The following is a 26,451-nucleotide window of genomic DNA, read 5'->3' as shown; positions in this document are numbered from 1 at the left end:
AAATTCATATATGAGGTATCTCTTGAATCATGAGGATACTATACTGGTGGACGGATATTTTTATATCAATTTGCGACTGTTATAGGAAAACGAAAAAACAATGAAGTCATTTTATAAAAAATTTTCATGGTTATGTGATATTTCTCTTTTACTGTTTCTAGGGGCTTTAATGGCTTTTGGTCCAGATAATTATAAAGTATTTATTCCTTTCGAAGTATTTTTTCTTTTGGTTTTCAGTATCAGGTTTATCATAATGAAGTCAAGGTTCACTACTTTTACTTTCTGGAGTATTGGATTTATTTTTCTTTCTTTCTGCTCTGTATTCTATGCACTCGATCGTTCTTTGGCCATGGCGCAATCGATTTCTGTTGTTCAGGTAATGCTTTTTGCCAATTTGACCATACCCTATATGCTGGAATCAAAAAGGAATTACCTGTTTTTCCTTAAAGGAATAGTTTTGGAGGCCTGTTTTATAATTATCCACCTATGTTTCGTGACTTTGTTCCAAGGCTTTCTTACAGAAAGATTTGGTGAGACTATTGGTATCAACCCAAATGTCGTGGGTTATAGCCTTACTATTTCCGGTTTGATTGCACTGTTTCTTTTTTAAATTCAAAAAAATGGTATTTCGGGAGTTTCGCTGTGCTTTTTTGTTTTTTCAGTTTATTTTCGGGTTCCCAAAAAGTTGTGGCAATTCTTGTAATTGGCATTACCTTGTTGATCATCCTATCTCAAAAAACTTTTCTTCACTCGTTTATTGCTTTTTGTCTGTTATTCTGCCTGTCATTGTTAACCTTATATATTTCTTTTCATTGGGATCTTTTGTATCGAATTTTAGGGAGTCGTGTTTCTTCTTTTCTTGCTTTTTTTACCGGAGGCAATTCTGATGGAAGCCCGTTGGTTCGTATGGAAATGATTCAACATGGATGGGAAATGTTAAAACAGAAGCCTCTTTTCGGGTGGGGCCAGGGTGCCTTTACCTCAATTGGAGGATATGGCTTCTACGCGCATAATAATTACATTGAATTGATGGTTTCCCTGGGAGTTATCGGGACTCTTTGGTATTACTCGCTTCCTTTTATAATTTTGGGTAAAAGTGTGAAAGCCTTCTTCAGCATAGAAAGACAGGCTGCTGGCATTCTTTCAATTACATTTATGGTTATCATGCTAATCGACAATTTTGGAAGGGTAATGTTTAACGATGAACTTTCCACTATTGTGCTTGCTCTCTGTTATGTAGGTATAGCCAGAAAAGATTCAAGGATTGGAAAAACTTTTGAGCTTGTTTCCCGAAAAACTAAGGAATGGGCAAGAAGTCCGAATCTCATTGTCTTGCATATGCTGAAATGGAAAGTTGCCCGGCTTCTTTCAGATAAGGCGTTTGTAACCATTAAATACCGTATGTCGCTCAAGAAGAAGTTAAATCTCGAAAACCCAAAGACCTATAATGAGAAACTCCAATGGCTGAAGCTCTATGATAGAAAAGAGACCTATACCAAGCTTGTCGATAAATATGAGGTAAGAAAGCATATTGCCAATACCATTGGATCTGAGTATCTTATTCCCCTCATTGGTGTTTATGACAGGGTTGAGGATATTGATTTTGATTCGCTTCCTAAAGCCTTTGTATTGAAACCTACCCAAACTTCTGGGGATGTAATCATCTGTAGGGATAAAGCCACGTTAAACTGGGAAGTTGCCCAGCATGAGATGCATTCCTGGATGGGAAAGAATTATTATTGGTATGACAGGGAATGGCCATATAAAGATGTCAAGGCAAGAATAGTATGTGAACAGTTAATCGAAACACCTGATGAAAAGCCTCCTAAGGATTATAAGATCTTCTGTTTCGATGGAGTACCTAGGTTTGCTTTTGTAGCTTCTGATCGAGGAAAAACAACGAAATTTGATTATTTTGATGTTGAGTGGAACCGAATGCCCCTGAGACAGCATTATCCCAACAGCACCTATGATATTCCCAAACCCCAGCAATGGGATAAAATGCTTTCCCTTGCAAAGGTTCTATCTGCTGGGATGTCTCATGTACGTGTTGATTTCTATATTGATATGAATGAGAATATCCTTTTTGGTGAATTGACATTTTTCCATTTCTCGGGTTTTGTTGAATTTGAACCTGATTCTTATGATTTGCTTCTGGGGAACTGGTTGAACCTACCAGAAAAATTTGACTAAAATGATAGCCTTTGGAGAGTTGTTTCATTCATTGGGATTTCCCATGGAATCGCTTTGGGTTTTAGTGTATTGAGGGGTTATTTTGCATGACGAATAAAAAAGTTCTCAAAAACTCACTCATCTATACGTTTAACAATATCTTGTTGAAAGCCTTCAACTTCTTATTGCTGCCTCTCTATACAGCCTTTCTGACTACTACCGATTATGGGGTAACTAACTTACTAGCAAGTTTTTCATCGGTGTCCACTTATATCATTGCTTTTAGCTTGTATTCTGCCATTATTCGATTTTATGCTGATTACAAACAGGATCCTGAAAAAGTTAAAACGTTTTTTGGAACGATTATCTGCTTTGTTTTTCTTTCAGGGTGCGTCTTTTTTATCTTGGCCTTATTGCTTAGGAAAGTTTTATCGTTGTTCCTGTTCCAGGGAATTGATTTTTATCCTTCGGTATTCATGGCCTTGATAGCTTTGATCTTTACCAGCCTTTATACCCTTTACCAGAATATCCTGAAGGGAATGCAAGAGGCAAAAAAATCAGCACTTGTCAGCATTTCCTATTTTCTTTTACAAGTCCTGCTGAATATTGTCTTTGTCGCTTTCCTGCGATGGGGAGCGAATGGGGTCTTGCTTTCCCTTGTCATTTCCAGCACTTTTGCTTGTATTTGGATGCTTATTGACCTGAAACGTTTACATTTGGTTCGTTTCTGCATTGATAAGACTATTTTAAAAGAAACCCTTCGCTATTCCATTCCAATTATTCCTCATAACCTTTCGACTCAGATAGCCCAGTTCGTTTCCCGGGTTTTTATCAACGGGACGTCTTCATTGGCCACTGTCGGTCTTTTTAGTCTGGCAAGCAGGTTCGGTTCTCTTGCTGATTTAATCCAGAGTTCCGTGAATGCAGCTTTCCAGCCATGGTTTTATGAACAAATGAATAAAAAGGGAGTGGATCGGGAACAAATAGTGGAATTATCCAATGTCTTGGTTTGGTTTTATAGTTTCCTCTTCCTTTGTGTAGGGCTTTTTTGCCAGGAATTGATTTCTCTTATGGCCAGTTCCCAATATCAGGAATCGTGGAAATTGGTTCCTTTGATTGTGATTACTTTTTCCATAAAGACACCGTACTATTTTTATATAAACATTTTGTTTTATTATAAAAAGGCTTCCAAATATATCTTCACTGCAACGGTCTCCAGTAGTCTGGTGAATGTGGTCTTGTCCTACTTTCTGATCAAGAAATATGGAATGTATGGATCAGTTGCCGCTGATGCTATTTCAATGGTACTGCGTGTGGGTATCATTGTCTTGATTGCAAATAAATTTACCAAGATAGGGTATAGCCTTTGGTATTTTATTAAATTGACAGTGCTTACTGTATTGTTCCTTGGTGTTGGACTTTATTTTAGCTATACCCGTTTTGCCAGCGTCCTTTCCCTTCGTAACAGTCTTTACAAGATAGTTGTGCTTTTTGTTTTTCTTGTAATTGTATATTTGTCAAATAAGGGTTCAATTAAGGGTACTCTAGAAATATTAAAAAGGAAGAAAGCAGGAAAGGTCAATGAATAACAAAATAAAACTTCAGTTATGTTTGATGCGTTGCCTTCATGCTTTGCTTCCCTTGGATCATCGAAAAGTTGTGTTTTGTAGTTTTTCTGGGGGAACCTATTCTGATAATCCCAAAGCAATATCCGAACGATTGCATGAATTATATCCATCTGCCAAGCAAGTCTGGCTATTCAATGATCCAAAAGAAAAACAGGTTATGTTGCCGCAATATATACAGGGTGTAAAACGATGGAGTCTTCGTGCCATCTATGAACTTGCAACGTCACGTGTCTGGGTTTTTAATGATACGCAACCTTATTGGGCATATAAAGGAAAAAATCAGGTCTATATCCAGACTTGGCATGGAGATAGAGGATTTAAAAAGATATTGAATGATTGTCGGCCAAGAACCAAGAAAGACCAATTGCCTGAAACCAAAACTTGTGATTTAGCGATTGCGGGTTCCGATTTCGGTGAATCAATTTTTCGTTCTGCTTTCCGATATACAGGAGCAATCCTTAAGACAGGAACCCCTCGGAATGATAAATTGATAGATATTGATGTAGAAACAATTCTTCAGAAAAAAAAGGAACTGCATCTTGATGCTTCTTGTAAATATCTTCTCTATGCCCCAACGTTACGGAGCAAAGCTTCGGAAACAAAGCAGGATCAAGCAATACAACAAATAGACTTGATAGAGGTTCTTGCTTTCTTGGAAAAGAGTACAGGAGAAAGATGGAAAGTGTTGGTTCGTGCCCATAACAAAGTAGTAGGCTTAAGCGGAATTCCTGAATCAGAAAAAATCTTGAATGTATCTCATTATGAGGATATGGCTGACTTGCTTCAGGTATCTGATATCTTGATTTCTGATTATTCTTCAAGTGTTGGTGATTTTGCCTTGACCAGTCGTCCGATTATTTTATTCCAGGATGATAGGGAGAGTTATCTTGAACATGACCGGACGTTCTATTTTGATCTTGATACATCTCCATTTTGGATTGCCCAGTCACAAAATGACTTGGTATCGATACTTTGTGATCTACCGAATCGAGATAGCAAGCAGAATTGCCAAGAAATACTCTCTTTCTACAAGACCCATGAATCAGGCCATGCCTGTGAAGATACTTGTAATTTTATTATTGAGAAAATTCACTAGACACAAAATATCTTTTGGATAGTTTGGATTTGTTGACACTTTTGCTTCCCCGAGGCAGGAACAGATAAAGTATGCTATAATCCAGAGACTATAGGGAAAGTTGGTACGTTTTGCTATGTTGAGGATACTGATTCCTTGTTTCTATGAGGATACCTATGTAATTCGGGCATTTAGGGAGAAGATAATTGGAACTGCTGAATCAACAAGTAATGAAAGCAAAAAACATGAAAGCTGTTTTTTCTCTCATATGGGATGAAGCAGGTATTTCTCGTGCAGAAATTGCAAAGAGACTTTCCTTGAGCAAGACCACCATATCCTCATTGGTTGAGGAACTCATTCAAAGGTCTTTTATCGTCGATACAGGAAAACAAGCTACCACTTCGGTAGGAAGACGTCCTTCTTCATTATTTGTAAGACAGGGAAGTCATTTTGTCCCGGTAATCACCTGGACCAGAAATACCATAGATTTCCAGGTCCTTGATCTCAACGGAGAGACTGTTTTCACGCAGGTTGAGCAGATTTCCGATAAAGATCAATTCGTTTCCGTGACGAGCAGGAATCTGAAGGCAATCTGTGCAAGGAAGGCCTTCAAGGATAAGATTTTGGTATGCTGTCTGGTCCTGCCAGGAATGATAGACTCCTTTCATAATGTTCTCTATTCAACTACCTTGGGAATGTATGACCATGATGCCAATGCGATGTATGAAAACGTCCATAAGGCTTGCAAACAATATCCGTTTGCAGTTCTTCAGGATACCGCTTGCTATGCCTATGCCGAGAAGATCTATACAACGATCAAAGTAGAGGACTTTGCCTTCATAAACTTTAATATCGGTATTGGGGCAACCCTGTTCGTCCAAGGAAATATGTTGGGGAAAGCAAACGGTGCCTTTACACAGTTTGGTCATTATTCAGTGAACCCCCAAGGGGTCGCTTGTGCTTGCGGAAACAGGGGATGCCTGGAAAATGAAATTGGTGAGAGCAATTTGTCAACACGTTTCAGGGAATTCTCTGATGGAACCGATGGGGCTCTCCCTGAATACCTGACCTATGAGGATTTGGGAGTGGCTATTGAAGAAGGAAATGAGACAGCAAAAAAAGTGGTCATTTCCTTGGCTTCCGATTTTGCCCAGGCCTTACGGAATGTGGTATGCATCATCAACCCCCGACTTATCATACTGGGAGGCAAATGCCAGCATCTGGGAGAACTGTTTCTTACCCAGGTCCAGACTTCGCTACATGCCCAAGGTTTCAGCCAGATGTCAGATTTTACGCTCATCCGGTACACCAATCTGGATAGCAATGCCTATTTAAAAGGTGCAATGCGCTATTTCTTCGATACCTATTATGACTTCTCTGATGTTACCGACAGTTCTTTGTTCATAGGCTGATGTTTAAAGATCTTTATCTGTCGTAACTTGATGTCATTTCAGTGTCTGTAAAAACAAAAAGATAAAGATTGACAAAACAACGACCTAGTCCTACAATTAATTTAATTAGTAAAGACAGTGGACTTATTAATTAAAGGAGTGAGTCGTGTTGAAGGTTGGACTGATAGGATGTGGTGGTATGGGAAATACGCATAATAAGGCCTTGAAGGCCTTGTCCCAAAACCATGAGGTTGCAGTCGTTGCCCTGGCCGATTGTCGGAAGGATTTCTTGGACAAAGCCAAGGAACTATGGCCTGAAGCCACAACCTATTCATTGGGTTTTGATTTGATCGATACCGAGGAACTTGACGCCGTACATATTTGTCTTCCCAGTTACCTGCATACAGAACATGCGCTCAGGGCCATGGACAAAGGGGTGGCTGTTCTCATAGAAAAACCCGTCTGTATTACCGAAAAAGATTGCAAGAGATTGATGGAAGCGCAGAATCGTACGGGCGTAAAAGTCATGGTCGGACAAGTCCTTCGATTCTTTGAGGAATATAAATATCTCAAGAAGGTCACGGACTCCCAAAAATACGGGAAGTTGCAGACAATAGAGATGGGACGCAAAGGTGGGGATGTCCTTTGGGGATTCGAGGATTGGTTCCATGACGAGAAAAAGAGCGGTTCTGTCATGCTCGATCTCCATGTTCATGACGTGGACTTTCTCCGGTACCTGCTGGGAGTGCCTTCGTCTCTTTCTGTCAAGGCAGATCGACTGGCGAGCGGCTTGATAAACCATGTGCGTACCGATTATCGATTTGGTGACATTCCGGCATCAGCCGAAGCTCTTTGGGATGTATCTCCGGATCTTCCGTTTGAAGCATATTTTATAGCATCCTTTGAACAAGGCACCCTGGAATTCAGCAGTAGGCGAAAACCCACCTTGGCTTTCAAGCCAAAAAAAGGGGAGATCCTCTATCCCTTGACCGTCATGGAAACCGAGTACCAGAAAGAAGACACCGGTCTCAATATCGAAAGCCTCGGACCTTATTATCAGGAAGTCAAATATTTCATTGGCTGCTTACTCAAGGATTTGCCCATTGAACAGGCTACCCTTGAGGACGGAGTCGAAGCGGTACGATTGGTGTTCTATGAGCAATCGCTCGTGGACGAATGAGGATATCCAATCTTCCACAGAAGATTGAAAAGGAGAAAATTGTGAAAAAATGGATTGCATCGTTCATGGTTTTGGTTTGTGTCCTGGTCGGAATCTCGGCAAATGGACAGAAAGCTACAGGGAGTACCGAATCCGGGGAGGGTGGAATTGTTCTCCAGGTTTTCGATGCCCATGCCTACGGCTTGGACCAATATGCAGAAATGGTCAAGAAATTCGAGGCCAGTCACCCTGGAGTTACAGTAGAAGTACAACACGCCCCCAATGACAGTCAGGCATTGCTCCAGTCAAGGGTAAACTCCAACGATATCCCTGATGTTTTCGATGTGGAGTCAGGCACCCAAGCGAGAAATTACTACGAATATGCCTATGATTGGTCCAATGATGCCGCCGTCTTGGCCAAATTCAAGCAATCAGCCTTGGACACCGGTCTTGATGCACAGGGAAAGGTCATGTCCCTGCCCTGGACCTTTGAGAATATGGGTTTGATCTACAACAAGGATTTGTTTGCCAAAGCTGGAATTACTACCTTGCCCCAGACAATGGATGAACTTGAACAGGCCTGTATCAAATTGCAAGCGCAAGGCATACCGGCCTTTGCCCTCGCTTCCAAGGAAACCTGGGTTCTCGGGCAGGTTGCCACTCATTTCATGATGGACAAGAAATTGGGAGCAAAAGGAGTAGTGGAGGCATTGAATGACGGACAACTGAAATTTGCCGACATGAAGAATTTACCTAATCTTTTTCGGTTCCTGGATCTTGTAATGAAATATGGCGTCAATAAACCCCTTGAAGTCGATTGGGAGACTTCCGAAAACAAGATTGCAAATAATCAGGCAGCCATCATCCATATGGGAGATTGGTGCCAATCGACGCTGGATTCGTTCAATCCTGATGCAAATCTTGCATTCTTGCCCTTCCCTGTAAGTGAAGATCCCAATGATGCCACTCTTCTGTCCTCTTGTAACTGGACCTACATCGTGAACAAGAATTCCAAACACCTGGCCTTGGCCAAGGAATATGAGGAATATATTCTTTCTTCCACCGAAGGTCTCAAATGGATGAGCGATGGTGTCGGCGCTGTGCCTGGGGCAAAGACGGATATGAAGATCAGGGGTTATCTTGCCAATGATGCAAGCACCTACCTTACGGCGGGAAAAACCAATGGCTGGATTCATACCAGTACCCCCCTTGGGTATTATGATCTTCTTGGCGGGGATCTACAGGCGTATATGATCGGCCAGATGTCCGAAAAGGATGTTATCGAGAGTCTTCAGCAATTCTGGGATGCTGCTAGATAACTGAGTTTTTGGTGGTTGTCTTCCTCTCTTGGAAGATGGCCACCATCCGATTAAAATAAAAACAATGAAACAAAAAACCATAACTGACAAACTGATTTTCGGCGTATTCGTCTTTCCTGCCCTGGCCTTTGTGCTCTTTGCGACCGATATACCGTTTTTGATGAACCTGTATTATTCTTTTTTTGACTGGAATGGTATCGGCAAGTCAATGGTCTTTGTCGGGTTATCCAATTTCATCAATACCTTTGCCAATGATTCCCTCTTTTGGAAATCGGCACTCTTTACACTCAAGTTTTCCCTGTTTTATGTCATCATCGTCAATATAGCCTCCTTAGCTGTTGCCCTTGCCTTGCAACAGAACAAGACGTTCTCGAATCTGGGAAGGGCCCTGTATTACATTCCCTATATCATCAGCCTGACGGCAATCGGACTTATCTGGAAATTTATCCTGGGACCAGGGTTTGATGCTTTGTATGCACTTACCGGAGCCAGCGTGTTTGGTATAAGCTGGTTAGGCATTCCCAGTTACTCCTTCATTGTCATCGTAGTGATGACGGTCTGGCAGACCCTGGGGTTTTATATGATCAATTACATCGCCGGATTGATGTCCGTCCCCAAGGAGTTGCTTGAAGCTGCAACCATCGATGGAGCGAATCCTTTCCAGCGATTCAGGCATGTGACCCTCCCGATGATCATGCCCGCCATCAGCATATGTCTGCTTACTTCCCTTACTTTTGCTTTCAAGCTGTTCGATATCATCCTGGTCTTTACCAAGGGTGGTCCGGCAAATTCGACGGTAACGGTAGCCTATAATATATATAAGGAAGCTTTTACGAAGAGTAATTATGGACTTGCCACTGCCAAATCCCTCATCTTTGTGGTTTTTGTCCTGCTGGTAACTCTCATCCAAATGAAAATTACTAAAAGCAAGGAGGTAGAGGCATGATAAAACATCGTAAACCAATGCCGATCGGAAAAATCCTGGTGATGGTAGCCTCTTTCTTCTGGCTCGTCCCGTTGATCCTCATCTTCATCAACTCCTTCAAGCCCTATAATGATATGTTGCAGCATTTCTTGGCTCTGCCCAAGCAATGGTCCCTGTCCATGTACTTCGAGACTTGGAATAAATTCGGGTTCACCCACCTGATGGGAAATACTGTATTGTACACGGTAAGCACGGTCCTTTTGGTGCTTCTGGTTGCCCCGATGAGTGCCTATAAGCTTTCGCGGACCAAGTCACGTTTCAGCAAGTTTTGTTTGCTTGCCATCATCATACCAATGATGGTGCCCTTCCAGTCGTATATGATTTCCCTTACCAGGATTGTGAGTTCAGTAGGGCTATCAGGAACCCGGATAGGATATATACTCGTATCGACAGGGCTATGTGTCCCCTTGGCAGTGTTCATGATCCATGGGTTTGTCAAGACAGTTCCCTATGAGCTGGAGGAATCGGCTTGCATAGACGGAGCCGGAAAAATCAGGACCTATGTGCAGATTGTCCTGCCTTTATTGCAACCTATCTTGGTAACGGTCATTGTCTTGGATGCCTTGGCAACCTGGAACGATATCATTACCAACCAATTGATAGTAGGAGGGAAGGTTGCGGCCATGAATATACAAAATTCGTTGTATATGCGGTTTTCAGCCCAGACGGCCGATTGGGAACATGCCCTTCCCGGTATCGTGATGTCCATGATTCCCAGTCTCATATTCTTTGCGTTGATGCAGAGGAAAATTATCAGTGGAGTGACAGCCGGCTCGGTCAAGGGTTGACTTTCAATAAGGAGAAACTATGAAAATTGGTGTGATCGTATTGATGACGAAGGATACCGATATTGAAAAGAAGTTTGCCCAAGTAAGGGACATGGGAATGGATAATTGCCAGTTGGTCTGCTGGGATTCCCTTGCCCTGAATGAAGGCATGGCAGAAAAAATACGCAAGGCAGTTCTTTCTCAACACGTGGAGATTACTGCCTTCTGGTGTGGCTGGAATGGACCGAAGGTATGGGACTTCTATGATGGGCCCCTAACTCTGGGCTTGGTTCCGGCAGCCTATAGGGGGCAACGCCTGGAGACTTTGTTGCAAGGTTGCGATTTTGCAAAACTGATCGGCGTGAAGGACGTGGTTACTCATGCAGGATTCCTGCCCGAGAATCCCAATGATTCCCAATATGGAGAGGTACTGGCCTCCTTGAGGATGTTGGTGGAAAAATGCAAGGAGAATGATCAGTGCTTCTTGTTTGAGACCGGGCAGGAAACCCCTGTTACCTTGAAACGGGTGTTACAGGACCTGGGAGGCGAACATGTGGGCATCAATCTTGATCCTGCCAACTTGTTGATGTATGGCAAGGCGAATCCCTTGGATGCCCTGGATGTTTTCGGAGAGTATGTGAAGGGAGTCCATGGAAAGGACGGGAAATATCCTACCGATGGGCATCATCTGGGTGATGAAGTTCCCTTGGGCAAGGGAAAGGTCGATTTTCCCCGTCTCATAGCCAAATTGAAAGAACTGGGCTATGACGGTTCCATAACCATTGAACGGGAAATTTCAGGGGATGAACAGATCAAGGATATTCTGGAGGCAAAGAAGTTGCTGGAGCAATTGATCTGAACAGTCTATGATATAAAAAAAGGGCAAGGATTTTTTCCTTGCCCTCTATCTGTTTTTACAGGTTGATCAACACCCGGAAGGATCCTGGCCTAACGGAATGTTCGAAAGCTTTTTGGGCATCCTCGATGTCATATTCCCCTGACAGGAACGGGGAAACATCGATGATACCAAGACTCAGCAATCTGGAGGCGATCCAGAAAGCTTTGCTTGTCGGGCTATAGGAACCGGTAATGATTTTTTCGGAATAGTGAATGGCATTGGGATTGATGGTGATGTCGAGATCAGGGTGGAAGGATCCATAATAGACGATTCGTCCCCGTTTTTTCAAAACTCCGAGGTATTCCTGGGCCAATGAAGCCATGGTGGTGGTTATGAACACCACGTGGGCTCCCTGATTTTGCGTAAGACGCAAAATTTCTGCCTTGGCATCGATCTCAAGGGGGTTGATGACCACTGATGCGCCCATGCGCTTTGCCAGCTCGGCTCGTTCCTTGTCTATCTCCACGACCAACACCCGTGCCCCTCTCTTTACTGCCAAGGCAATATGCAATTGTCCCATGATACCTGCGCCCACGACCACGACATCCTCAGATAAGGTGATATTTGCCTGTTCGATGCTATTGATGCAGCAAGCCAGGGGTTCTGCAAAGGCAGCAAACCGCAGATCCATAGTTGGATCGGGAAGTGCATAAACACGGGCTACCGGCAAGCAAATATACTGGGCAAGCCCACCGCTTCCCGAAATTCCGTCATACACTCGTTTTTTCGTCTTGCCTGTGCAAAGGTTGTCATCTCCGCGATAACAGGCCTCGCAATGGCCACAGCTATCCAGGGTTTTCATGACCACAGGGTCTCCGACGGAAAAGGAAGTTACCGTATCCTCCGGGATATACGCTACATGTCCGGAGACTTCATGTCCCGGGATAAAGGGATAGGACGATTTGGACATTCCATTGAATATACGTTGCTCCCAGGTACAAAGCAGGCAATGTTGAATCCTGATCACGATCTCCCCGGGAAGAGGCTGGATCATCGGCACTTCCCTGACTGATACCTTTCCGACTTCCTCTACCGCTACGACTTTCATTTTCTTGGGCAATGTTTCCATATATATACTCCCTGTATCCGATTTTTTCACAGAACTATTTCCTTGGCAGTCTTTCCTCCATGGACGAGCTCGACCAAGGCTTCGACCACTGCCTTCGGATCTGGGTGTTTCCATACATTCCTTCCGATGGCGACCCCTGCGGCCCCTACCGAGATTGCATTCTCTATGCATTCGAACAGATCCGTAAGGTCCTTGGTCTTCTCCCCGCCCAGGATGACGAGAGGCTGGTAGGAGGCGTCGACCACCTTCTTGAATTCCTCGCGAGTCCCTGCATAGGTAGTCTTGATGATGCTGGCTCCATGTTCGCATCCGATATGGGCGGCCAGGCGGATGTTCTCCACTGTCTTGGGTGGTTCAGATCCAAAACCGCCAGGAAGCATCTCTGCTACCACTGGGATTCCCCATTGTTTTCCCTCACTTGCCAATAGGGAGAGGTTTTCGATGGTCTTCTGTTCAAAGACTGTGCCCGGGAACCCCATGCAGGCCACTCCATCGGCGCCGATACGCAAGACATCCTCCATGGAAAAAAGCAAGGAAGGCCCATCGACATTGGAACCCAGCTGGGAGGTTCCGCCGTCCATGCGAATGATAACGGCAACGTCGCGAAGGATATCCTCATACCTGCAAGCTACTCCATAGGGGAGTAACAGTGCATCGGCACCCCCGGCAATTACCTGTTGCAATATATGTCCCAAATCATCCAATGCAGGATTTACCGAAAGTCCCATCCCATGGTCGATTGCAACGATAACCGTTTTTCCATCCTTACGGAAAATTCTGTCCATTCTTCTCATTGTCGTATCTCCTCTTGAATATCTGATAATGCGTGCATTATTGAAGCCAAATTGCCATAGGCAGCTTCATATTGCCTGAATAGTCTTATATATAGTTCATGCGCCTGTTTATCCGGTTCAAATCTTGCCGATACCGGTACCAGGCTAGGTATCTGTTCGAGCGTGAGCGAGCCTGATCCAAATGCGGCAACCAAAGCAGCTCCTGTTGCCGCGGCATTCGTCTCTTGCATGGCAAGATACGTTTTTCCTGTTATATTTGCCTTCATCTGGCTCCATTTGGCATCCTTGGAACCTCCTCCCACCATCCGTACTTCCTCGATGGTAGAAGAATCCTTTTCCAAGATCAGGATATTCTGGTACAGGGAGAAGGCTGTTCCTTGCATGACTGCCTGGAACAATGCTTGATCGGAGGTAGTGTCACGCAATCCCAGAAATGCACCGGAGGCTTTCTTGTCCCAGATAGGGCTCCGTTCCCCGATAAGATAGGGGAGAAAGAGCAAGGCTTCGGGCCTTGCTGGGTCGACTGCCTCTTGCCAGGCCCTCATATCGGTTTTTCCCATCAGGTTTGAAAACCATTCGAAGGCTCCCCCTGAAAGTGAGATGACCTGCATGGTCAAGGAAAGAGTGGGTAAGACATGGTCATCATGGCCCTTGCGAGAGGAAAAGCAACGGGAAAGGCAAGCTGACGTCCCTGTTTCCTCGACCACGATCCCTTCCTGTACCGCCCCGGCTCCCACGGCTCCGCAATATGCATCGATTCCTCCTGGAAACAGGGGAGTTGTGTCGGAAAAACCGCAGAGTTTGCTGAACGGTGTCCCTGTTTTTCCTGTTTCCACCCAGGAATCGACAATGTCGGGCAATACTGAACAAGGGACCGGTACATACGCTTCGTTCCACTTTTTTTCGGTACGCGCATAGAAAGCAAAGGTCGATGCTGTGGAGGAGTCGACCACTCGTTTCCCGCAGAGCAGATATAGCAGGTAATCCTTCGGGTAGAGAGCCGTGCAGCCTTTTTCGAAATATTGGTTTTCGTGTCGATGGAACCAAAGGAGTTTTGCTTCATAGGAGGTCCCGTCCTTGGAAAAGCCGGGTATCAGGGTTGCCAGTTCCCTGGCTTCCTGTTCGGCCCGGTTATCCTGCCAGGTAACCAAGGGGGAAAGCTCCTTGCCATCTTGATCAATGAATACAATGCTCGGGCCATGCCCAGAAAGCCCTATTCCCTCGATTTCTTGTGGGGAAACGTTCAATTCTGTCCATAGTTTTTGGCAAACGGAGACAATGGCTTCACGAAGAATACTCGTGTCCAAAACTTTCTGGTCGGCTCCGTTTGCATAAAAAGTTTTGACGGTCCTAAAATCCTTTCCGTCGAAGAGGGCCGCCTTCACGCTGCTTGTTCCAATATCCAAACCTAAAAACATATGGCCTCTCCTCAGGATGCAAACAGAAACTGATGGTCCCTGATTACCTCAATCCCATTGCAGATAAACCAGGCAATGTCCGCGGGACCGGCTCGATGAATGATGCTTGACTGAATATTTCGGCTATGGGAAAAAGCGGGGGAATGTGAATCCAGGGCAAGGAAACTTGCATCTTTTCCCACCTCCAAGGTTCCCATTCGCTTTTCCAGGCCGAGGGCCGAAGATCCCATCCAGGTCGCTTGTTTCAATAAATCGGTACCGAGGCAAGACGGTCTCTCTGTTCTTCCTCGGGTTATCCGACTTGCAAAATCGAGTTCCCGAAATAAGTCAGGACTGCTGAACATCATGTTATCGGTGCCCAGTCCCCAGAAGAGTCCTGCCTTCTCGAACTCTTCCAAGTGGGGAATACCATCTCCTAGAAGGCAGTTTGTCCGTGGGCAACAGATTATTGGCTGTCCACTGGCTTGCAACAAGGCAATATCCTCTTCATCCGTATGGGTAAGATGCACCAAAAAATCTGTTCCTATCTCCAAGGCTCTTTGCACTTCACTTACTTCCTTTCGGGCAAGTCTTTGTCGATAGTCCGAGGGAGATTCACTGATATGAATCGACAACAACTTGTTTTTTGCCAGTATTCGCATATGAAGCAAGGTTTCCCTGGAAAAGGAGTTGATGCCAGGGATTCCCAAGCCATCGCCCAGCTCAAGAATTTGGTGAAGTTCCTTATCGCCAAGCAAAGGATCCTGGGTGGAATCGGCCAAGGGGCGTCCCAGGGCAAGAACCTGCAGGGGCAATCCCGTCTGGGCCTTTCGAAGGGCTTCAATTCCCTTGACCCCTCCTTCCCTATAGTCGGCACAGGCACAGATGCCATTGCGTAGCATCTCTTCCATTCCTTCCCTGAGCAGGGAAATCAAACTTTCTTCGGAAAGGGAGCGAAGGTATTGGTGCTTCAGGCCATTGGGTGGCGTTACGGTCGCTTCCACGCTCAACCCGATTCCCATTTCCTTTGCTCCTGTGTCAGCCAGATGACAGTGGCCGTTGACAAAGGCAGGAATGACATAGGCACCTTGCAAATCGAGGCCTTCCGGTCTATTGCCTTTTTCAATGGCAACGATCTTCCCGTCTTCGACGGCAAAGGAACCCGGTCCCAAAAGGTCAAAGGATTTTCCCAGGAAGAGATTTCCGTTGGTATACCACTTCATTTCACGCCTCCGAGAGTCAGCCCGCTTACATAGTACTTTTGCAAGAACAGGGAAAGCAAGAGGACGGGAAGCATGGCAAAGACGCCCATGGCTGCCATATAGGTCCAGCCTACACTGAGCATACCCGAGGTGCTGAGCATTCCCAGCGGCAAGGTTGCTGTTTTGGGGGAGGTAAGGGTCATTGCGAATATAAAGTCGTTCCAGGAGTAAATGAAAGCAAACAAGGCCGACGTAACCAGGCCGGGGAGACTGAGGGGAAGTATTACCTTGAAGAATGCCGTAAAAGCGGTGCATCCATCGATGATGGCAGCTTCCTCCAAATCTTCGGGAATGCTTGCAAACAGACCGGACATCAACCAGGCGGTAAACGTAGCATCATAGATGGTATCGATGAGAATTACCGAGAGGCGGGTTCCGAAAAGTCCCATGTTCAACATCAATACCCGGAAAGGAAGGGCAAGGGTTACCGGGGGAAGTGTCCTGGCAAGCAAGAAGAAAATCAACAAGGCAAAGCGCCCCCTGAATTTTACCCGTGAAAAGGCATATCCGGCAGGCACTCCAAGAACGAGCGAAAGGGTCATGGTGCCCAGGGAGATGAGCAAGCTGTTCTTGCCCCAGGTGAGTACCGGCATCGTTTTCAAAACATAGGTGAAATTCTTCAAGGTCATGGTGAACCCAATCCATTTGGGAGGTAGGGTGAACATGTCGATTTTCAGTTTCAGCGACGTTTCGAGCAACCAGATAATGGGAAACAGAAAAAAAATCACACAAAGCGTAACCAGCAGGATTCGCAGGACCTGCCCCAGATTTTTTCGAGTGGTGTGGGTCATGTTCATTTTTTCTTATCCTCACTGTAAAGGTTATGGATAAACAAGGCTCCCAGCAAGATGCCCAAAGTGAGCAATACATTGGAGAGGGCCGAGGCGTATCCTATGTTTGACTGTTGGATGCCTACTTCATAGATACGAAGGTTTGCCACGGTGGTAGCTGTCCCTGGACCTCCGTTGGTAGTGGCAAAGATGGTATCGAAGGCTTTCATGGAGTCGAGGGCGCGTATCAGTATTGCTATGAGGATGGTTGGTTTGAGCAAGGGAAGGGTGATGTAGTAAAGGAGTTGGAATCCATTGGCCCCATCGATGACTGCTGCCTCATACGGATCCCTGGGCAAGCTCTTCAAGCCGGAGAGCAGCATGATTGCCACCAGTGGGGTCCATTCCCAGACATCGATGATGATGATGGCAAAAAGGGCAAGATGCCGTTCTACCAGAAGTCCTCTACCGATATTGACCCCGAGATACCGCAGGTAATAGGTAATCAGGCCAAGATCGGGATGGTACAGTGCTTTCCATATCAACCCGACAACCAAAGGGGGAAATACGGTAGGAAGCAGGATCAGGGTGCGTATGCCCGTAAATAGTTTATTTTCCTTGTTGAGCAAAAAGGCAATGGAAAGTCCAAGCAATAATTCGATTGCCACCGTGGCAACGATGAAGATGGCAGTGGTACCCAAGGAGGCCAAAAACTGGGAGTCCTGGAGAAGCAATTGGTAGTTCTTTCCATGGTTGAATGTTTTTTCTCCCCCGAGGGTATAGGAGAAGAAACTGATGTAGATATTATAAAAGATGGGATAGAGAAAGAAAATCAACATGTAGAGGGTCAGGGGAATCAGAAAGACTACAATGCGGTTTTTATACTGTCGTAAGAAATGGTTTTTATGTGAGATTGACACGTATGCTTCCTTATTGAGATGGGTCGCTTCCCCTCTTAAAAGAGAGGAAACGATCCAAAGATTCTTGATGGGATACTATTGCATTATTGCAATCAAATCCTTCTCGGCAGCCTTCAAGGCCTCATCCACTGTCAATTCATGGGTTATTGCCTGGTTGACCCGTAGGCCAAGCATATTCTGGATTTCCGTAGCTTGGGGGCCACGGGGACGATAGTCTCCATCCCCATTGACGAATACATTCAGCATTTCAGGAAGCCAAGGCTTGGCTTTCAGAAGTTCAGGATCGTTCAAGGTGGAATACCTGATGGGGGCTCCATCATGCATCATCCATTCTTTTTGTTCAGCCTGGCTGGTGATGTACTTGATGAATGCCCAGGAGGCATCTTTTTTCTGTGCATCGATATCGTTGTTGATGCCAATGCCCCAACCACCGACACCGTAGAGAGAATCCTTCGTCTCGATCTTGGGCAGGGCCGTCATGCCGGTTTTGCCTACTACCTTGGAAATCTCTGGATCCTCGTAGCCTGCACGGGCTATGCTCCAGCTTGATTCCATAGCTGATTGTCCGATCCTGTAGGAGGTCTCGCGGTCATCCCACCAGTATCCGATGGCTCCCGGAGGTGCATATTTATCGAAAATGGAGACAAAGAATTCAAGGGATGCCTTGGCTTCCTTGCTGTTGATGCTGACTTTTCCATCCTTGTCAAACAAGGAACCGCCAAAGGCACGCATATATTCCATCCAGTCCTGGGCAACTGCCGAGCCCCTTGCCCCGTTGGCCACCAAGCCATAGAGGTTTTGGTCAGGTCTGGTAAAGAACTGGGCAATGTCCTTCAGTTGGGTAAGCGTGGTGGGGACTGTCAGGTCATAGCCATATTTTGCCTTGAAGTTTTTTTGCTCCGTAGGATCCTCGATCAGGTCCTTGCGGTAGATGAGGCTGTTTGCATAACCAGCCATGGGGTAGGCAATCTGCTTGCCATCCCAGGAGCCAATTTTCCACATGACAGGGATAATGTCATCGGTATTGATTTCCGTTTTGTCCTTGGCTATCAAATCGGTCAGGTCCATGGTATAGCCCTTCTGTGCAAATTCGCCGGACCACATGATATCCACGGTAGCCAAGTCATACAGTTTGGTTCCCGAAGCATAGTCCTGGGTGATCTTCTGGTATAATTCCACATACCCGATTACATCTACCTTAACATTGGCTCCTGTTTTCTCGTTGAACGATTTTGCCAATTGATTCAGATAATCGGCATATTGCTCAGCACAAACGGCAACTGTAAGATCAACTCCTTTGTACGGAAGACTTGAATTGTCTTTCGGTGTTACGGGTTCCTTGGTTCCATTGGAAAAGCCGAGAAACGTTACGGATAGCAGTAGGAACAGTACACAAGCAAATCTCTTCATAGCTTCCTCCCGAAATGCCTTTTCAAGGCAAATGTATTAAAAGGTTTCCTGGTATTTGGTTAAACCCAGGAAACACAATTGCAAGGAAATCAAGCAAAGGTCGTTTTTCTGGTGAAAAGAGGAGATCCCAGCCTAGGCTGGTTCACTTTTTTCAATCAGGGCTCTGAAACGATATGTATAAAACCCATTTTTCCTAGCAAAAGGGGCGTTGGAAATTAACTTGTATATACATGACACTAGCTGAAACAAAATCGTCTGTCAAGAATAAAAGTTGAATTGCGGAATATTTATGCAAAATGCATACATTGAGCAATTTGCAAGCAATATTGTTTCTGGAAAGGCAAGATAGTTGCATTTTGAAAAAGAGCAGGGTTTCCTCTTTTGCGAGAAATTCCTTTTGCTGGAATCTGTTGTGGCAGATTTAGTTGAAAGCAATCTTTTCCTGTTATATACTGGTACGGTGAACAAGAAAGTCCCCCTTTATATACAAGCCAAGCAATATTTGGAAAATGAAATTGCCTCAATGCCTCCCCATGGCAATCAATTGGAGTCGGAACCGGTTCTCACCAAGAAACTCAAGATGAGCAGGGGGACCATTCGCAAGGCTTTGACTGAGTTATATAGGGAAGGCTTGATTTCCAAGTGGAGAGGAAAGGGAAGTTTCGGTCATCCCGCCGTAGCCCGTCTTCCCATGCGTTTTGACGTTGATTCAAATTTTCGCTTGTTGCTGGAACATTCTGGGTATCGGGTTCATTTGACTCGCTCTGCCTGGAGGGAAACTTTTGGGACAGAAGAGATGGAGCTTCGCATTCCTGGGGCCAGGGAACGTTCCTATGTTACCTTCGACCAGGATTTTTTTGCCGACGATAGCCTGGCAATACATACCACGGTTTGCATCGATATGGGGTTCATCAAGGTATATCCCGAGCCAGGTGAGTATCATGACAATATCAACAAATTTTTTCTTACCCACTGCAAGATGAAAAGCGAACATGTCATTTCCTGGCAACGTGCGGAGACCAATCCCTTGATTGCGAGTTCCTTTGGTCTTCCCCCTGAAACTCCCTTGCTTTGTTGGCAGGAAGTTTATTACAACGTCTATGACGAATGCATGGGGTATATCAAGATTAATTTCAATCCGGGGATCATGGATCTCTCGATGCTATTGCATTTCTCTTGACCACAACTTGCCTGCTGCTTTTTTGCAAGCTTTTGTTGCTTCCCCAAGGTTGCCTGTCAGAAGTTTTCCCCCTTGTTTTACCCATGTTCCACCTATGCATACTTCCCGTACGTCCTGTGGATCACAAAAGAGCAATACCTGTTCCCAAATATTATCCTTGGTAATGAGGGTGGGAATTCTCCTCACAGAAATAACCTGAAAATCCGCAAGATACCCTTTTTGCAGGCTGCCATTTCTTGCTTCCCTGCCATATACGGCTTTTGCCCCTTCTTCGGTGGCCAGGGCCCAGACTGTTTTTGCGGGCATGACCGAACCATCCTCCAGGTATCCCTTGTGTATGAGGAATGCCCCTCGCATGACTGCAAAGAAATTATTTACATATCCATCGGTACCCAACCCAACAGAAATAGAGGTTTTCAGAAGTTTGGGAATGGGGGCGATGCCTCCTCCTACTTCGCAATTGCTCAGGGGTACATGGACAGCTCTGACTTTGTGATCCGCCAGGGTTGCAATTTCCTTGTCAGAAAGCTGGACGCATTGGGCTGCGAGCAAATCTTCCCCGAGCAATCCGATATCCCCATACCAAAGCGCAGTTCTCTTGCCATGATGAGCTTGGCACCAGAGAGGTTCATAGGAACTTTCATTCAAGTGGAGCTGGAGGCCGCAATCTACTTCCTTTTTCAGGGAAATCGCCTTTTGTATAAACGATTCAGGGCAAGTTATGGCAGTATGAAGGCAAAGCAGGGAAGAAATAAGTAAATCATTTCGATGAGCTTCGATAAATCGGGCATTGGCTTGGAGGCATTGCATTCCATTCTCGGGAGAAATTCGCTCGGAGGCTTCCAGACTCAATACCGCACGCATCCCCAGCCGATGCAATATCTTGGCTTCCAGTTCAAGCCCGGTTTCATGCATATTCGGGGCTTCCAGTACATCGCATACAGTGGTCACCCCACTCTCCAACAAGGTAAGGGCAGCAAGTTGTACGGCAGGGCCCAGCAATTCCTCGTCTATACGATTTTCGATATACGGCCACCAAAAATCATTGAGAAAGCCACTGAATCCCGTAAGGGGAACAGGAGAGACCAAGCCATGGGCAAGTACCCCATAGAGATGCATATGGGCATTGATAAATCCAGGGGCAAGCACGGCTTGGAAAAAGAACTGTTTTGGGCTCTCGGGGAAGGTTTTCAGGCATTGTTCATACGTACCCACCATACGAATCGTATCGTCCTGATATACGAGGCCTCCTTTTTCAAGGATTGTGCCTTCAGGCCCGATGACATAGCTGGCACCTATAATGTTGGTCATCCTAATCCTCCTATTGATTGGATGGATACATCCGTTGTGAGGCGAGGCTGACTGCCTCGATAATCTGGGAATATCCGGTACATCGGCAAAGAGTTCCCGATATTGCTTGTCTGATATCCGTTTCTTCCGGGTGGGGGGTTTTCATGAGCAAGGCATAGGCATTGAGTACCATTGCCGGAGTACAGAAACCGCATTGAACGGCACCGGCATCAAGAAAGGCTTGTTGTATCGGATGCAGGGTATCATTTGGTCCCGAAATACCTTCGATGGTCAGTATCTGTTTTCCTTCCACCTGCAAGGCGAGCAACATGCATGACTGTACGGGTTCCCCGTTCAGCAAGACTGTACAGGCTCCGCATTCTCCGATGGCGCAACCTTCCTTGGTCCCGGTAAGCCCCAATTGATTTCTCAACAGGTCGAGCAAACGGTCGGTAAGTGCAACCTCTTTGGTTATTGGTTTTCCGTTGACCGTGCAATGTACAGTCTGAAGGTTGTTTTCCATGGTTTATTCTCCTAGTAGATCAATAAGGGCACGCTCTACCGTCGTATAGATTGCACGTTGCTTGTACTCTTTTCCAGCAAGGTTTTCTGCCAACCAAGTCTCAAGTTCCAACATTCCTTTTTTTCGGGTATTCGGATTTACCAATAGGGATTCCACCTCTGTCAGTCGTGCAGGAAGCGGTGTTGCCGATCCCAGGGCAAGACGATAATCCGAAACCCGATTTCCTTCCTGTCTGGCGATTTGGCATATCGTTACGAGAGCCTTTGTCCCGGCTTGTTTTCTAGCCACCTTCGTAATGAAAAAAGGGCTTTTTGGGGGAAAGGGAGTCACGATGATATCTACAAGTAATTCAGCTTTCTTGATTCTCTGGTCCTTGTGTGCAAGGTAGGACGCAAGACCTACGGTCCGCGAACCCCAAAGGCTTTGGAAAACCAGGGAGGAATCCAACAGAAGCAGGGCAGGGACGACATCGGAATAACGGGCTCCGCTGAGGATATTCCCCCCCAGGGTTGCCTGGTTGCGAATCTGTAGATTTCCCACCAACGAACAGGCTTTTGCCAGTACGGGGTTTTGTGAGTTTGCAAGGAGGGTCATGGTGCATAGGGGCCCGATGTGCAACTTGCCATCTTTTTCCACTTGAATTCTCAATTCTTGGATTGCCGAGATATCAATGATTGCTGGTCTGTTGAGTCGTTGGGAATGGATAAAGGGAACAAGCAGAACTCCTCCAGCAAGAAGGGAGGCCTGTTCTGTAGCAAGGAGGTGCAGTGTTTCCTCCAGGGTTGTCGGCCGGTAATAATGGGTTTGTTCCATATCAGGGGGTATCCTTATCTTTCATGGTCTGCCCTATGCGTTCAGCGTTGAGTGGGAGTTCCCGGATACGTTTTCCGGTAGCATTTGCATAGGCATTCGCTATCGCCGGGGCAATCATCTCAACACCGAATTCCCCGATGCCTTTTGCCCCGTAGGGACCTACCTTGTCGTCCGTTTCAAAGAGGAGAATGTCGATTGGTGGGACGTCCACGGAACAGGGAATCAAATAAGCGTCGAAATTTTTGGTATGCAGGTAGCCATTGTGGATGTCCATCTCTTCGGTGAGAGCATAACCGAGACCCTGGACGGAAGCCCCTACCAACTGTCCTCGAACAATCTGGGGGTTTATGGCTTTTCCCAATTCCACGGCACAAGTCAGTTTTTTGACCTGCAAGGTCCCCAGTCCCGTATCGACGGTAATCTCTGCGACGGTCGCGCCCCAGAGATAGGAGGGATAGGCATCGCCTTTTCCCGTTGCCGGATCAAAGTTATGGGAACCCAGGGAGGTCCAACCCACGCAGGAAAGGGATATTCCTTTCTTGCCCAGACAAATTTCTACTGCTTGTCTGAAAGAGAGACTCCGGTTTTTTTGTACCCATAGGTAATCGTCGTGGAACTCGATTTCACCCGGGGGGCAGTGCAGGTCCTCACTGAGGGCCGTTACGATGCGTTTCTTCAATTGGTCTGTTGCATTTCTTACCGCATTGCCCCCGGAGACAAGTCCCCTGGAAGCAACGGTAGGACCTGCATCCATGTTTGCGGCGGTATCGGTGGTACCCCAACAGATGTTTCGTATATCTATGCCCAACTCTTCGGCGGCTATCTGGCAAAGGGTAGTGGATATTCCTTGTCCCATTTCTGAAAACCCCGACGTGAGTTGCACGTATCCGTCAAGGTCTATGGTAAGGGTTGCCGAACCGGTATCGATTCCCTCTCCTCCCAGGCCCGTACCCCTGAAAGATACACTCAAACCGACTCCAGAGAGCATTTCTCCCTGGTGTTGATTTTCCTTGTTCTGCTGCCATTTTTTGTCAAAGGAGGTCTTTTCGCACACGGCGTCGATGAGTTGGGCCAGATTGGCGGGAAAGGCATCTGCATGTAAGGTTTGTCCGGTAGGGAGCATATCGTTGGGTTTGAGGCAATTCATCAGTTGGAACTGATGTGGATTCATCCCCATAATCTGTGCACATTCATCGGCCAGGGATTGAATGGCAAAGGTAATCTGCGGGGCAGAGAATCCTCGATAGGCACCACCGTATATGGTATGGGAATACAAGGCTTCAATCGTGGTATGGACATTGGGAACCCGATAGGGACCTGCGGCATGGATGCTTGCCCTCCAGTTCGCATACCTGGCCTGTTTGTTATACGGGCCTCCCAGGACTTCATGGTTGGATTGGATGGCCAGGATTTCCCCAGATTCGGAAAGCCCGATGCGATAGTCCGAGATAAAGGGATGTCGTTTGCTGCTGGCCAAAAAACTTTCATCCCTTTCCATGGTCATTTTTACGGGTCTTCCCGTTTTAAGCACCAGGATTGCGGCTCGAGCAGCCAGAATCATCGCTGATTCATCCTTCCCTCCGTAGCTTCCTCCTATTGCACTCTGGATTACCCGTACCCGATTCAAGGGCCAGCCGAGTACTCCCGCTACCGCGGATCGGACACTATAGGGGTTTTGGGTTGTGCCTTGTACCAACAGAGTGTTGGCATTTGGGTCATGGGATACGATGATTGACTCTGGTTCAATGTAGCCATTATCAACAAAACCAGTTTGATAGGTCCTTTGGAGAATCCTGGAGGCTGTGGAAAAAGCCTTGTCTACGTCTCCATCGAACAAATGGTATTGTGATTCCTCAATGATATTGTCTGCTTTGTCTTCATGGACTTTTCCCAGGCTACCGGTCTTGGCTGAGGCAATGTCCAGGATAGGGGGGAGTATTTGCTTGTAGGTTACTTTCACCAACCGTGCTGCCAGAGTGGCTGCTTGCAAGGTTTCTGCGGCAACCACGGCAATGCCATCGCCGATGAATTTCACGTGATTCTGTACCAGGACAGGAAAACGCCCAAACATGACTGGATCCCCCGGTACATCCTGGGCGGTAATTACGGCAACCATTCCAGTCAGAGCTCTTGCCTCACTGCAATCGATGGATTCGATGATGGCATTTGGATAGGAACAATAGACGGTTTTGGCATACAGTTGATTGGCCAGGTTGAGGTCATTTCCAAACAAGGCTTTGCCGGTTACCTTGGCTCTGGCATCATTGCGTACAAGAGGCTGTCCGGCAAATCTGAGATTAGGGGAATTGTTCATAGAAAGGCTCCTGTCGGTAGAAAGGAAAGGGCCTTTGTCGGGCATACGGAACCACATAATCCACAGAGGTGGCAGAGGTTTTTTTTAAGGGAAAATCCTGATTTCCCGGTGTATTGGGCACCATAGGGGCAGGCAAGATTGCACAGGTTGCAACCGATGCATTTTTCTTGGGTGAATTGGAAATGATAGGAGGGCCTTTCTTTTTGTATTTCCGAAAGAAAAACACCTTGTATTTCGGCCAAGGTGGCGTAGCCCAGCAGATCGAGGAGTTCAAGGGTTCTGCGTATGAGCAGAGGAAGATAATCGAGGCCATGGGTCATCAAGCTTGAACACAAACCGATGGCCTGGGCTCCAGCCATGGTCATCTCTATGACATCCTCTGCTGTTTCGATTCCTCCCAGTCCAATGATGGGCAAGTTGGTTTGAAAAGCCAGCTCTGCTATATGGTGGAGGATGATCGGTTTGATGGCCGGACCGGAAAGCCAGCCCCTTCCATTCTCGCCCTCGACCAGAGGGCGTCTTGTATGAATGTCGATCCTCAAGACAGGTCCTACCGAGTCCATGGCTGTGAAGCCTGAAACTCCTTTGGTTTCCAGTTGGAGGGCCAGAGTCTCTGGAGCGTTCCAATTCGGGCTGAGCTTTGCCAGGATGGGCCTGTCGGTAAGTTTTCTTGCTTTGCAAACCATATCCAGCATGGTTCGTTCATCGTAGGAGACCAATTCAAGGGCCTTTGCTCCTGCTTGCAGGACCAATGGAGCGATGAGCTGAACTTCTTCTGGGGTATGCCCGATACTTGCGATGACTATTACCCCTGATTCACAGGCTTTCGGAATTTCTGTATCCACCCAAGTCTGATAAGGAAGTTCGCTCCATTTTTCTGCATTGATGAGGGTTTTGTCCTTGGAAACGGAGCAGATATGCGGGATTGGGTTGATGGCAGGATTGGCGCGAAGGGTTTTTGTTACCACGGCCCCGGCTCCATTCTTATGGGCAGCGATCAGGGAATTGGCATCATGGCAGAGGGGACCTGAGCCCAGGATGAAGGGGCTTTGCAGGTGCATGTCGAATAGGATTGTTTCCAGGCGCTTCTCTTCGGTGGCCATATTCCCTCCCTGATACAATGTACCATACCAGATATATCTTGTATATACAAGATGCATCTTTATCCCACTATCGTGCTAGAATCAATAATTTTGCTTTAGGTGTATAGTCAGATATTTGAGACTGCATTTATAGAGGGTTTCCTAAGTTTGGTTGCCAAGTGTTTTGTAAAAATAAATAATAAGTGATTACCACGTTATCGAAATGCTTCCTA

23 protein-coding genes are annotated in these 26,451 nt (G+C 46.2%); 11 read left to right on the top strand and 12 right to left on the bottom strand.

Annotation, left to right across the window (positions count from 1 at the left end; all coding sequences use genetic code 11):
* Window positions 1–253: 253 nt before the first annotated feature.
* The 10 genes from ACHZBG_RS05805 to ACHZBG_RS05760 all read left to right on the top strand — a co-directional run bounded on the left by ACHZBG_RS05805 (window position 254) and on the right by ACHZBG_RS05760 (window position 11,355).
* Window positions 254–610 (top strand): hypothetical protein, encoded by a 357-nt coding sequence (locus tag ACHZBG_RS05805; protein WP_320128505.1) that lies wholly within the window; start codon window positions 254–256, stop codon window positions 608–610.
* A 32-nt stretch (window positions 611–642) separates the two neighbouring features.
* Window positions 643–2,193 carry an ATP-grasp fold amidoligase family protein gene (locus ACHZBG_RS05800; RefSeq protein ID WP_320128504.1) on the top strand — a complete coding sequence of 517 codons (1,551 nt, stop codon included), beginning with the start codon at window positions 643–645 and terminating at the stop codon, window positions 2,191–2,193.
* An 86-nt stretch (window positions 2,194–2,279) separates the two neighbouring features.
* Window positions 2,280–3,761 (top strand): oligosaccharide flippase family protein, encoded by a 1,482-nt coding sequence (locus ACHZBG_RS05795; RefSeq protein WP_320128503.1) that lies wholly within the window; start codon window positions 2,280–2,282, stop codon window positions 3,759–3,761.
* Window positions 3,754–4,896, top strand: coding sequence for a CDP-glycerol glycerophosphotransferase family protein (locus ACHZBG_RS05790; RefSeq protein ID WP_320128502.1), 1,143 nt, complete (start codon window positions 3,754–3,756; stop codon window positions 4,894–4,896). Before ACHZBG_RS05795 ends, ACHZBG_RS05790 begins: the two co-directional genes overlap by 8 nt.
* 185 nt (window positions 4,897–5,081) lie before the next feature.
* Window positions 5,082–6,287, top strand: a complete 1,206-nt coding sequence (locus ACHZBG_RS05785) for an ROK family transcriptional regulator (protein ID WP_320128501.1) — start codon at window positions 5,082–5,084, stop codon at window positions 6,285–6,287.
* Between the two features lie 145 nt (window positions 6,288–6,432).
* A complete protein-coding gene (locus tag ACHZBG_RS05780) occupies window positions 6,433–7,446 on the top strand; it encodes a Gfo/Idh/MocA family oxidoreductase (protein WP_320128500.1) in 1,014 nt (337 codons plus the stop codon).
* A gap of 41 nt (window positions 7,447–7,487) precedes the next feature.
* On the top strand, window positions 7,488–8,744 hold the full coding sequence (locus ACHZBG_RS05775; protein ID WP_320128499.1) for an extracellular solute-binding protein: 1,257 nt from the start codon (window positions 7,488–7,490) through the stop codon (window positions 8,742–8,744).
* 64 nt (window positions 8,745–8,808) lie between these two features.
* Window positions 8,809–9,690, top strand: coding sequence for a sugar ABC transporter permease (locus tag ACHZBG_RS05770; RefSeq protein WP_320128498.1), 882 nt, complete (start codon window positions 8,809–8,811; stop codon window positions 9,688–9,690).
* Complete coding sequence (locus ACHZBG_RS05765; protein ID WP_320128497.1) at window positions 9,687–10,517, top strand: carbohydrate ABC transporter permease; 831 nt, start codon at window positions 9,687–9,689, stop codon at window positions 10,515–10,517. Before ACHZBG_RS05770 ends, ACHZBG_RS05765 begins: the two co-directional genes overlap by 4 nt.
* Window positions 10,518–10,536: 19 nt before the next feature.
* Window positions 10,537–11,355, top strand: a complete 819-nt coding sequence (locus ACHZBG_RS05760) for a sugar phosphate isomerase/epimerase family protein (protein WP_320128496.1) — start codon at window positions 10,537–10,539, stop codon at window positions 11,353–11,355.
* A 55-nt stretch (window positions 11,356–11,410) separates the two neighbouring features.
* On the opposite strand, the gene ACHZBG_RS05755 is transcribed toward ACHZBG_RS05760, so the two are convergent.
* The 7 genes from ACHZBG_RS05755 to ACHZBG_RS05725 form a co-directional block, all read right to left on the bottom strand.
* A complete protein-coding gene (locus tag ACHZBG_RS05755) occupies window positions 11,411–12,463 on the bottom strand; it encodes an alcohol dehydrogenase catalytic domain-containing protein (RefSeq protein WP_320128495.1) in 1,053 nt (350 codons plus the stop codon).
* Window positions 12,464–12,489: 26 nt separating this feature from the next.
* Entirely contained in the window at window positions 12,490–13,257 is a 768-nt protein-coding gene (locus tag ACHZBG_RS05750; RefSeq protein ID WP_320128494.1) for a fructose-bisphosphate aldolase, read from the bottom strand.
* On the bottom strand, window positions 13,254–14,675 hold the full coding sequence (locus tag ACHZBG_RS05745; RefSeq protein ID WP_320128493.1) for an FGGY family carbohydrate kinase: 1,422 nt from the start codon (window positions 14,673–14,675) through the stop codon (window positions 13,254–13,256). The genes ACHZBG_RS05750 and ACHZBG_RS05745 overlap by 4 nt, the downstream gene beginning before the upstream one ends.
* Before the next feature lie 11 nt (window positions 14,676–14,686).
* Entirely contained in the window at window positions 14,687–15,877 is a 1,191-nt protein-coding gene (locus tag ACHZBG_RS05740) for an amidohydrolase family protein (RefSeq protein WP_320128492.1), read from the bottom strand.
* Window positions 15,874–16,713, bottom strand: a complete 840-nt coding sequence (locus tag ACHZBG_RS05735) for a carbohydrate ABC transporter permease (protein WP_320128491.1) — start codon at window positions 16,711–16,713, stop codon at window positions 15,874–15,876. The genes ACHZBG_RS05740 and ACHZBG_RS05735 overlap by 4 nt, the downstream gene beginning before the upstream one ends.
* Entirely contained in the window at window positions 16,710–17,606 is an 897-nt protein-coding gene (locus ACHZBG_RS05730; RefSeq protein WP_320128490.1) for a sugar ABC transporter permease, read from the bottom strand. Before ACHZBG_RS05730 ends, ACHZBG_RS05735 begins: the two co-directional genes overlap by 4 nt.
* Window positions 17,607–17,681: 75 nt before the next feature.
* Window positions 17,682–19,016: a sugar ABC transporter substrate-binding protein gene (locus ACHZBG_RS05725; protein ID WP_320128489.1), complete on the bottom strand. Its 1,335-nt coding sequence runs from the start codon at window positions 19,014–19,016 to the stop codon at window positions 17,682–17,684.
* A 460-nt stretch (window positions 19,017–19,476) separates the two neighbouring features.
* Between ACHZBG_RS05725 and ACHZBG_RS05720 the strand changes: the two genes are divergently transcribed.
* Entirely contained in the window at window positions 19,477–20,196 is a 720-nt protein-coding gene (locus tag ACHZBG_RS05720; RefSeq protein ID WP_320128488.1) for a GntR family transcriptional regulator, read from the top strand.
* On the opposite strand, the gene ACHZBG_RS05715 is transcribed toward ACHZBG_RS05720, so the two are convergent.
* The 5 genes from ACHZBG_RS05715 to ACHZBG_RS05695 are packed head-to-tail and all read right to left on the bottom strand — an operon-like array spanning window position 20,179 to window position 26,239.
* Entirely contained in the window at window positions 20,179–21,507 is a 1,329-nt protein-coding gene (locus tag ACHZBG_RS05715) for an amidohydrolase family protein (protein WP_320128487.1), read from the bottom strand. The genes ACHZBG_RS05720 and ACHZBG_RS05715 overlap by 18 nt on opposite strands.
* Window positions 21,508–21,517: 10 nt before the next feature.
* The gene (locus ACHZBG_RS05710) at window positions 21,518–22,009 is read right to left on the bottom strand and encodes a (2Fe-2S)-binding protein (RefSeq protein WP_320128486.1); all 492 of its coding nucleotides are present in this window, start codon (window positions 22,007–22,009) and stop codon (window positions 21,518–21,520) included.
* Window positions 22,010–22,012: 3 nt separating this feature from the next.
* Window positions 22,013–22,822, bottom strand: a complete 810-nt coding sequence (locus ACHZBG_RS05705) for an FAD binding domain-containing protein (RefSeq protein WP_320128485.1) — start codon at window positions 22,820–22,822, stop codon at window positions 22,013–22,015.
* Between the two features lies 1 nt (window position 22,823).
* Entirely contained in the window at window positions 22,824–25,136 is a 2,313-nt protein-coding gene (locus ACHZBG_RS05700) for a xanthine dehydrogenase family protein molybdopterin-binding subunit (RefSeq protein WP_320128484.1), read from the bottom strand.
* Window positions 25,133–26,239, bottom strand: a complete 1,107-nt coding sequence (locus ACHZBG_RS05695; protein ID WP_320128483.1) for a 4Fe-4S binding protein — start codon at window positions 26,237–26,239, stop codon at window positions 25,133–25,135. The genes ACHZBG_RS05700 and ACHZBG_RS05695 overlap by 4 nt, the downstream gene beginning before the upstream one ends.
* Window positions 26,240–26,451 lie beyond the last annotated feature (212 nt).

This window comes from uncultured Sphaerochaeta sp., assembly GCF_963676625.2.
Taxonomy (GTDB): domain Bacteria; phylum Spirochaetota; class Spirochaetia; order Sphaerochaetales; family Sphaerochaetaceae; genus Sphaerochaeta.
The sequence above is the reverse complement of the archived record's forward strand: the minus strand, read 5'-3'. Positions and strand labels throughout refer to the sequence as shown.